The organism is Amycolatopsis sp. CA-126428, from assembly GCF_002904335.1.
Classification (GTDB): domain Bacteria; phylum Actinomycetota; class Actinomycetes; order Mycobacteriales; family Pseudonocardiaceae; genus Amycolatopsis.
Map to the genome: position 1 here is coordinate 59,766 of NZ_PPHF01000075.1, position 9,603 is coordinate 69,368.

Genomic DNA, 9,603 nt, shown 5'->3' on the forward strand with positions numbered 1-9,603 from the left:
GTGACCGGCGACTACGCGGTGATCGCGCTGTACATCGCGGGGATGCTCGGGGTCGGCTGGTACGGCCTCCGGCTCGCGAAGACGAAGTCCGACTACCTGGTGGCCGGCCGGCGGCTGGGCTGGTTCATGTACTCCGGCACGATGTCGGCCGTCGTCCTCGGCGGCGCGTCCACGGTCGGCGGGGTGAAGCTCGGCTACACCTACGGCATCTCCGGGATGTGGCTGGTGGTCAGCATCGGCGTCGGCATCCTCGTGCTGCACGCGCTGTTCGCCCGGCGGCTGGTGCGGCTGAAGGTCTACACCGTCGGCGAGATGCTCGACCTGCGCTACGGCGGCCGCACCAGCGCGGTGTCCGGCGTCGTCATGTGGGGCTACACCCTGATGCTGACGGTGACCTCGACGCTGGCCTTCGCGACGATCTTCAAGGTGCTCTTCGACCTGCCGAACTGGGCCGGGATCGCGGTCGGCGGCTCGATCGTCGTCCTCTACTCGGTGCTCGGCGGCATGTGGTCGATCACGCTCACCGACATCGCCCAGTTCGTCATCAAGACCATCGGCATCCTGGCGATCCTGCTGCCGGTCGCGATCAGCTCGGCCGGCGGCTTCTCCGGCATGAGCGAGAAGCTCGACGCGAGCTTCTTCAGCTTCACCTCGATCGGCACGGACACGATCATCACCTACTTCGTCATCTACACCTTCGGCCTGCTCATCGGCCAGGACATCTGGCAGCGCGTGTTCACCGCCCGCACGCCCGCGATCGCGACGTCCGGCGGCATCACGTCCGGTGTCTACTGCCTCGTCTACGGCCTGGCCGGTGCGCTGATCGGCACCGCCGCGCACGCGCTCTACCCGGACATCGCCAGCGCGCAGGACGCCTTCGCGACGATCGTCGAGCGGCTGCTGCCGACCGGCGTCCGCGGCCTGGTCCTGGCCGCCGCGCTCTCGGCGATGATGTCGACGGCGAGCGGCGCGCTGATCGCCTGCTCCACCACGACGACGTCCGACCTGCTCACCAAGCTGGGCCTCAAGAAGGGCGGCGAGGTCAGCCGCAACCGGCTCGCCACGCTCGTGCTCGGCCTGCTGGCCATCGGCATCGCGATGATCGTCGACGACGTCGTCAACGCGCTCACCATCGCCTACGACATCCTGGTCGGCGGCCTGCTCGTCGCGATCATCGGCGCCCTGTTCTGGAAGCGCGGCACCCGGCAGGGCGCGTACGCGTCGATGGTGGCCGGCACGCTCTCGGTCATCGCCTTCATGATCATCGACGGCGTCGAGGCCAACACCCCGATCTACTGGGGCCTCGGCGCGAGCCTGGTCGTCTACCTGGCGGTCAGCTTCGCGACGCCCCGCACGGCCGACTCGATCCTTTCCGTCTGGACCCGCCGCCTCGACGGCGACGACACCACCACCACCGAGACCCGGGAACAGGAGCCCACCAGTGCCTAACATCGGACCCCTCGACTCGTCGCGCATCCCCCGGTTCGCCGGCTTCGCGACCTTCGCGCGGCTGCCGCGGATCGACCAGGTCGAGCGCGCCGACGTCGCCGTCGTCGGGGTGCCCTTCGACTCCGGGGTGTCCTACCGGCCCGGCGCGCGGTTCGGGCCAGCGGCCGTCCGCGAGGCGAGCCGGCTGCTGCGGCCGTACCACCCGGAGCTGGACGTCTCGCCGTTCGCCGAAAAGCAGGTCGTCGACGCCGGGGACATCGCGGTCAACCCGTTCAACATCGGCGAGGCGATCGAGACGCTGCAGCAGGAAGCCGAGGCGCTGCAGGCGGACGGGACGCGGCTGGTGACCGTCGGCGGCGACCACACCATCGCGCTGCCGCTGCTGCGGGCCGCGGCGAAGAGGCACGGACCCGTTGCGCTGCTGCACTTCGACGCCCACCTCGACACCTGGGACACCTACTTCGGCGAGCCGTACACGCACGGCACGCCGTTCCGGCGAGCGTCGGAGGAAGGGATCCTCGACACGAGCGCGCTGTCGCACGTCGGGACGCGCGGGCCGCTCTACGGCAAGCGGGACCTCGAGGAGGACCGGCGGCTCGGCTTCGGCATCGTCACCTCCGGCGACGTCCTGCGCCGCGGCGTCGCCGAGACCGTCGACGCGCTGCGGCAGCGCATCGGCGACCGCCCGCTGTACGTCTCGGTCGACATCGACGTGCTCGACCCGGCCCACGCGCCCGGCACCGGCACCCCCGAAGCGGGCGGGATGACCAGCCGGGAGCTGCTGGAAATCCTGCGCGGGCTGCGCGACCTCAACCTGGTCGGCGCGGACGTCGTCGAGCTCGCGCCGGCTTACGACCACGCCGAGATCACCGCCATCGCGGCGTCCCACGTCGCCTACGACCTGGTGAGCCTGCTGACCTTGGGGAAGGGCGAATGACACGCATCGGCGGCGACGTCGTCGTCGAGACCCTGCGGGCGCTGGGCGCCGACACGGTGTTCGGCCTGCCGGGCCAGCACGCGCTGGGCCTGTTCGAGGCGCTGCGCCGGGCCGGCGACGTGCGGGTGATCAGCGGGCGGGTCGAGAACAACCTCGCCTTCGCCGCCGACGGGCACGCCCGCGCGCGGCTCGCGGCGGCTCCGGACGGCCCGGTGCCGGTGACGCCACTGGTGGTCTCGACCGGCCCGGGCGCGTTGCTGACGCTGGCTTCGCTGCAGGAGTCCCGCGCGGCTTCGGTGCCGGTGCTCGGGATCTCCAGCCAGGTCCCGGTCGCCGGCCTCGGCGGCGGGCGGCACGGCTACCTGCACGAACTGCCCGACCAGCGGGCGAGCTTCCGGGACGTGGTGAAGTCGGTGCACGTCGTGCGCCGCGCGAGCCAGCTCCCGACGGCACTGCGGGAGGCGTGGACGTCGGCCGCGACCGCGCCCTACGGCCCGGTGTGGGTCGAAATCCCCCAGGACGTGCTGCTCGGGCCGGCCGGGCTGCCGCCGATCACGTCGGTGTCGGCCGCGCCCCCGGCGCTGGAACCGCTGCCGGAACTGGTCACCGAGGCCGCCCAGCTGCTGGCGGCGGCGTCGAACCCGGTGATCCTCGCCGGCGGCGGCGCGCTGCGCTCGGGCGCGCACGCGGAGCTGCTGGCGTTGGCCGAGGCTTTGCGCGCACCGGTGATCTCGACGTTCGGCGGCAAGGGTGTCTTCCCGTGGGACCACGAGCTGTCCGGGCGGTCGTGGCTGGAGGACTGGCACACCACGGAGTTCCTCGCCGCCGCCGACGTGCTGCTCGTGCTCGGCTCCGGCCTCGGCGAGCTGTCCAGCAACTACCGCGAGTTCGCACCGCGCGGCCGGGTGATCCAGGTCGAGGCCGACCTCGGGAAGCTGGAGTCGAACTACCCGGGCCTGGGCCTCCACGCCGACGTCCGGCGCACGCTGCAGGCGCTGCTGGAGTGGGTGCCGATGCGGGCGTCCGACGGCCGGGCCGAGCAGGCGGTTTCGGGGTTGCTCGCGCGGGTCGGGTCGCGATTGGACGGTCAGGACCTCGCCGTCGAGCGGAAGCTGATCGACGACATCCGGGCCGCGCTCCCCGACGGAACCCAGACGTTCTGGGACATGACGATCGCGGCGTACTGGGCCTGGTCGGCGTGGAATCCCGAGGGCGCACCGATCCACACGGCACAGGGCGCGGGGGGCCTGGGTTTCGGGCTGCCGGGCGCGCTCGGCGGCGCCGTCACCGGTGGTCCCACGCTCGCCGTGTCCGGGGACGGCGGCGCGATGTACGGCATCACCGAGCTGGCCACGGCGGTCCAGCACGGCCTCGACATCACGTGGTTGATCATCGACGACGGCGGCTACGGCGTCCTGCGCGAGTACCTCACGGACGCGTTCGGCCAGACGACGGCCACCGAGCTGGCCCGCCCCGACTTCGTGGCGCTGGCATCGTCCTTCGGCGTCCCCGCCCGGCTGTCGTCTTTGGACAAAGTGGGCACGGACCTGGCCGATGCGCTGCGCACACCCGGGCCGTCCGTCGTCGTCCTCCCCGCCGTGCTGAAGCTGTTCGCGCCGACCCACGTGGAGAAGGCATGACCCGCACACTCGACCTGACCGACCCGGCGACGGGCGAAGTGTCCGGCACCAGCCCCATCGCCGACCAGTCCGATGTGGACGCAGCGCTGGAAGCGGCCGCGCAAGCGTTTGCGACCTGGCGGCGCAGCACCCCGGCCCAACGTCAGCTGGCCTTGCTGAAGATCGCGGACGCCCTCGAAGCCCGGGCTTCCGAGTTCGCGGACCTCGAAGTGCGGGAGACCGGGAAAATCCGGTCCGTGGTGCTCGAGGAGGAGATCCCGGAGTGCGTGAGCGCCTTGCGGTTCTTCGCCGGGGCAGCCCGGCACCTGGAGGGCACCGCGGCGGGCGAGTACACACCGGGCCACGCGTCGGTGATCCGCCGCGAGCCGATCGGCGTCTGCGCGCAGATCGCGCCGTGGAACTACCCGCTGATGATGGCGGTCTGGAAGATCGCACCGGCCCTGGCGGCGGGCAACACGGTGGTCCTCAAGCCGGCCGAGACAACCCCGTCGACGGCCCTGCTGCTGGCTAGCGTCGCAGCGGAGTTCCTGCCACCGGGGACGTTCACGGTGCTGACCGGCGACCGCGACACGGGCCGAGCACTGGTCAAGCACCCGATCACGGCCTTGGTCTCGATCACGGGATCAACCCGCGCGGGCATCGACGTCGCCACGGTCGCGGCCGCCGACCTCAAGCGCACCCACCTGGAACTGGGCGGCAACGCACCCCTGCTGGTCTTCCCCGACGTCGACCTGGCCACAACGGCGGAGGGCATCGCCGGGGCAGCGTTCTACAACGCGGGCCAGGACTGCACGGCGGCCAGCCGGGTCCTGGTGCACGAGTCGATCCACGACGACTTCGTCGCGGCGCTGACGAAGGCCGCGTCGGGGCGAACACCGGGCGTCGACTACGGGCCGTTGAACAGCGCGGCACAGTTCTCACGCGTCGAAGGCCTCATCGCGCGGCTCCCGCCACACGCGCGCATCGAGACCGGCGGCACCCGGTTCGGCGCACGAGGTTTCTTCTTCTCCCCCACGGTGATTTCGGGGGCCCGGCAGGAAGACGAGATCGTCCAGGAGGAGATCTTCGGCCCGGTGATCACGGTCCAGTCCTTTCCGGACGAACCCACGGGTATCGCGCTGGCCAACGACGTCCCCTACGGACTGGCATCGTCGGTGTGGACTCGCGACCTCACCGTCGCCACACGGGTGACAGCCGAGCTGGACTTCGGCTGCGTCTGGATCAACACACACGGCCCACTGGTGGCCGAGATGCCCCACGGCGGTTTCGGCCACTCAGGCCACGGCAAGGACCTGTCAACGTACGCATTCACCGAGTACACCCGGGTAAAACACGTGATGACAAGGTTCGCCTGACCCCGGCCTGTCCGGCGAGGACATCTTTCCCGACGCCAGAACTGCTCAGCTCCGATTGGCATCCTTGGGTCGCACCGGCTCATCCGAAGAACCGAGCCGCCCCGAGGCCCACTCGGTAACCCGCCGGGCAACATCCTGAGCGGTCAACCCGATCCGCCCCAGCACCTCATCCCGGCTCCCCAGATCATGGAAAGCCTGCGGCACAGCCAAGTCCCGCAACGGAACATCACACTCGGCATCCCGGAACAGAGCGGCCAAAGCCGACCCGAACCCCCCGTGCCGCCCACTGTCCTCGACAGTCACGACCAGCTTGTGCTGCGAAGCCAACGCCACGAGCTCAGCCGGCACGGGAAGCACCCACCGCGGGTCCACGACGGTCACCCCGATGCCCTGATCAGCCAGCCGATCCGCAGCCGCCAACCCGAGCGTGGCGAAGGCCCCGACCGTCACGAGCAACACGTCGGCGCCGGCACCGGGCCGACGCAGCACATCGACCGTGCCGACCCGCTCGACGGCGGCCACATCCGTCCCGACCTTCCCCTTCGAGAACCGCAGCGCAGTCGGCCCGTCGGCGACCGCGACCGCCTCCCGCAGCTCCTCGCGCAGCGTCCCCGGGTCACGCGGAGCAGCGACCCGCATCCCCGGAACCATGCCGAGCAGCGAGAGGTCCCACATGCCGTGGTGACTGGGCCCGTCCGGCCCGGTGATCCCGGCCCGGTCGAGCACCAGCGTCACCGGCAGCCGGTGCAGCGCCACATCCATCAGCACCTGGTCGAACGCCCGGTTCAGGAACGTCGAGTAGATGGCCACCACGGGGTGCAGCCCGCCCATGGCCAGCCCGGCGGCCGAGGTGACCGCGTGCTGCTCGGCGATACCGACGTCGTACCACCGGTCCGGGAACGCCTCGGCGAACTTGTCCAGCCCGGTGGACCGCAGCATCGCCGCGGTGATCGCGACGACGTCCTCACGCTCGGCACCGATCGCCGCCAGCTCGGAGCCGAACACACCGGTCCAGCTCGGGCCCTTCACCGGCGGCAGGCCGGTCTCCGGGTCGATCGGGTCGGTCTGGTGCATCTGGTCGTGCTCGTTGTTGACCGCCGGCGCGTAGCCGTGGCCCTTCTCGGTGACCACGTGCACGATCACGGCGCCGCCGAAGGAGCGCGCGCTGTACAGGGCCTTCTCCAGCGCCACCTGGTCGTGGCCGTCGACCGGGCCGAGGTACTTCAGGCCCAGGTCGGAGAACATCGCCTGCGGGCTCAGCGCGTCCTTCAGGCCGGCCTTCGCGGCGTGCAGCGCGGCGTAGATCGGCCGGCCGACGACCGGGGTGTGCTTGAGGATCTCGCGGCCGCCGTCGAGGAGCCGCTCGTAGCCGGGCTGCAGGCGCAGCGCCGCGAGGTGGTCGGCGAGGCCGCCGATGGTCGGCGAGTAGGAGCGCCCGTTGTCGTTGATCACGATGACGACCGGGCGGTCCTTGTGCGCGGCGATGTTGTTGAGCGCCTCCCAGCACATGCCGCCGGTGAGCGCGCCGTCGCCGACGACGGCGATCGCGTGCCGGCCGCCGCCGGCCAGCTCGAACGCCTTCGCCAGGCCGTCCACATAGGACAGGCCGGACGACGCGTGGCTGCTCTCCACCCAGTCGTGTTCACTCTCCGCGCGCGACGGGTAACCGGTGACCCCGCCGGTCTGGCGCAGCAGGTCGAACCCGGCCGCGCGGCCGGTGACGAGCTTGTGGACGTACGCCTGGTGACCGACGTCCCACACGATCGCGTCGCGCGGCGAGTCGAACACGCGGTGCAGCGCCAGGGTCAGCTCCACGACGCCGAGGTTCGGGCCCAGGTGGCCACCCGCCCGGCGCACCTTGTCGACGAGGAAGTCCCGGATCTCGGCGGCCAGTTCGCCGAGGTCCTCGACACTCATGCGCTTCAGGTCCGCCGGCCCGCTCAGGGACTCCAGCATCGTCACTCGTCTCCACCTCACTCGCTCGGTTCCGGCCAGTCTACGGAGACCCGCCAGGGCGGGACCGCAGGCCGCGTCCGGCGTCACAACCGGAGCGCGACCGGCGGTCAGCACCCGGGGTGAACCCCGTCTCCCCGCGTCGCTGTGGCGGTCACGCGGCGTGGCCACGAGAATGGGCCGCATGGCGGATTTCTTCATCGGCGGCGAATGGGTGGACGCGGTGGACGGCGGCCGGCGGGAGATCCGCTGCCCGGCCGACGGCTCCCTGGTCGCGACGGTCGCCGAAGGCACCGCCAAGGACACCGAGGCCGCCATCGCGGCGGCGCGCCAGGCCTTCGACAGCGGCCCGTGGCCCGGCACCCCCGCCCACCTGCGCGGTGACCTGCTGCTGCGCACCGCGGACCTGCTGGACCGCGACGCGGAGGCGTTCGCCCGCGCCGAGTCGCTCGACACGGGCAAGCGCCTGGTCGAGAGCCGGTACGACATGGCCGACATCGCCGCCTGCCTGCGCTACTTCGGCAAGCTCGCGGCGCAGGACGCCGGGCGCGTCGTCGACACCGGCAGCCCGGACGCGATCAGCCGGATCGTGCACGAGCCGGTCGGCGTCTGCGGGCTGATCACGCCCTGGAACTACCCGCTGCTGCAGACCGTGTGGAAGATCGCGCCGGCGCTGGCCGCGGGCAACACGTTCGTGCTCAAGCCGAGCGAGCTCACCCCGCACACGGCGATCCTGTTCCTCAAGCTGCTCACCGAGGCCGGCCTGCCACCGGGCGCGGGCAACCTGGTGCTGGGCGCGGGCGCCGAGGCCGGCGCGCCGCTGGCGTCCCATCCGGACGTCGACCTCGTGTCGTTCACCGGCGGCCTGGCGACCGGTCGCGGCATCGCCGCCGCGGCCGCCGGGACCGTCAAGAAAGTGGCCCTGGAGCTGGGCGGCAAGAACCCGAACGTGGTGTTCGCCGACGCCGACTTCGACACCGCGGTCGACTACGCGCTGACGGCGGTGTTCCTCCACTCCGGCCAGGTCTGTTCGGCGGGCGCCCGGCTGATCGTGCAGCAGGAGTGGCACGACGAGTTCGTCGGCGAGCTGGTGCGCCGGGCGGAGCGGATCCGCCTGGGCGGCCCGTTCGACTCGCAGGCGGAGACCGGCCCGCTGATCTCGGCGGCGCACCGGGCGAAGATCGAGGCGTACGTGGCGGCCGCGCTGGCCGAAGGCGCGGTGCTGCGCACGGGCGGCCGCCGTCCGGACGACCCGGCCTTGGCCGACGGCTTCTACTACCTCCCGACCATCCTCGATCAGGTGAAACAGGGTTCGTCGGCGGTGGTCGACGAGTCGTTCGGCCCGGTGCTGACGGTCGAGACGTTCACCGACGAGGACGACGCGGTCCGCATCGCCAACGACACCCACTACGGCCTGGCCGGCGCGGTGTTCACGAACGACGCTTCGCGGGCGCAGCGGGTGGCGGGGCGCCTGCGCCACGGGACGGTGTGGATCAACGACTTCCACCCGTACCTCCCCCAGGCCGAGTGGGGCGGCTACAAGCAGTCCGGCTTCGGCCGCGAGCTGGGCCCGGCGGGGCTGGCCGAGTACACCGAGGTCAAGCACATCTACCAGAACCTCCGGCCGGCACCGCAGCGCTGGTTCTCGGGCTGAGCCCGGTCCGCGCCTTATGCTGCCTCCACCGCGAGGCAGGGAGGCCGGAGTGGACCAGAGGCGACCGTGGAAGCGGCTCCGGGGCCCGCGGGCCGTCGTGGTGGGCGCGGCGGCGCTGGGCGTGCTCGCCGGCCTCACCCTCCGGACGGCCGACTACCCGGGGGTGCTGCCGCCCGGAACACCGGACCCGGAGCTGGACCTGAGCCTGCGCCTGGTGTGCGCGGCGGCGGTGCTGATCGCGGTGACGCTGGCGTACCTGACGTTCGCCCGCCACCAGGACGAGCCCCTGGCGATGGCGTGCCTGCCGGGGCTGGTGGTGACCGGGGTGATCCTGCGGCACCTGGTGGTGACGCTGCCGGGAGTGACCCGCCTTCAACCAGCGGCTCGGGTGGTCCCGGGAGCCGGGGCATGGGTGCTGCTGGTGTCGGGCGTGGCGATGACGGCGACCGGTCTCGCGGCGGCGTTCGCGGTGCGCCGGGCAGGCTGAGGTCCCCGGCCGCGCCCGTGGCCCGAGCGGCCGACGCGACCATCCGCTCGGGTACGCCCCGTTACCTTTTTGGTGGCTCCCGACCAGGGAGCTGTGGTCGCCAGGCCCGGCATGACTAGCGCCCCCAG

At 71.8% G+C, this 9,603-nt stretch carries 7 protein-coding genes; 6 read left to right on the forward strand and 1 reads right to left on the reverse strand.

The features are described from left to right. From C2L58_RS21955 to C2L58_RS21970, 4 genes are read left to right on the forward strand one after another with little or no spacing between them, the layout of a single operon-like run. Entirely contained in the window at nt 1-1,449 is a 1,449-nt protein-coding gene (locus C2L58_RS21955; protein ID WP_103339501.1) for a sodium:solute symporter, read from the forward strand. Further along, nucleotides 1,442-2,386, forward strand: coding sequence for an agmatinase (gene speB, locus C2L58_RS21960; protein WP_103339502.1), 945 nt, complete (start codon nt 1,442-1,444; stop codon nt 2,384-2,386). Before C2L58_RS21955 ends, speB begins: the two co-directional genes overlap by 8 nt. After that, nucleotides 2,383-4,026, forward strand: a complete 1,644-nt coding sequence (locus C2L58_RS21965) for a thiamine pyrophosphate-binding protein (protein WP_103339503.1) — start codon at nt 2,383-2,385, stop codon at nt 4,024-4,026. Before speB ends, C2L58_RS21965 begins: the two co-directional genes overlap by 4 nt. After that, nucleotides 4,023-5,381: an aminobutyraldehyde dehydrogenase gene (locus C2L58_RS21970; RefSeq protein WP_103339504.1), complete on the forward strand. Its 1,359-nt coding sequence runs from the start codon at nt 4,023-4,025 to the stop codon at nt 5,379-5,381. Before C2L58_RS21965 ends, C2L58_RS21970 begins: the two co-directional genes overlap by 4 nt. Before the next feature lie 45 nt (nt 5,382-5,426). On the opposite strand, the gene dxs is transcribed toward C2L58_RS21970, so the two are convergent. Further along, on the reverse strand, nt 5,427-7,343 hold the full coding sequence (gene dxs, locus C2L58_RS21975) for a 1-deoxy-D-xylulose-5-phosphate synthase (RefSeq protein WP_103339505.1): 1,917 nt from the start codon (nt 7,341-7,343) through the stop codon (nt 5,427-5,429). Nucleotides 7,344-7,518: 175 nt separating this feature from the next. On the opposite strand from dxs, the gene C2L58_RS21980 reads away from it, so the two are divergent. Continuing rightward, nucleotides 7,519-8,988 (forward strand): aldehyde dehydrogenase family protein, encoded by a 1,470-nt coding sequence (locus C2L58_RS21980; RefSeq protein WP_103339506.1) that lies wholly within the window; start codon nt 7,519-7,521, stop codon nt 8,986-8,988. 49 nt (nt 8,989-9,037) lie between these two features. After that, entirely contained in the window at nt 9,038-9,475 is a 438-nt protein-coding gene (locus C2L58_RS21985; RefSeq protein WP_103339507.1) for a hypothetical protein, read from the forward strand. Nucleotides 9,476-9,603: the final 128 nt, after the last annotated feature.

Coding starts and splice junctions, on each gene's coding strand:
- C2L58_RS21965 (WP_103339503.1), top strand. CDS start 2,383: ATGACACGCATCGGCGGCGACGTCGTCGTCGAGACCCTGCGGGCGCTG.
- C2L58_RS21970 (WP_103339504.1), top strand. CDS start 4,023: ATGACCCGCACACTCGACCTGACCGACCCGGCGACGGGCGAAGTGTCC.
- C2L58_RS21980 (WP_103339506.1), top strand. CDS start 7,519: ATGGCGGATTTCTTCATCGGCGGCGAATGGGTGGACGCGGTGGACGGC.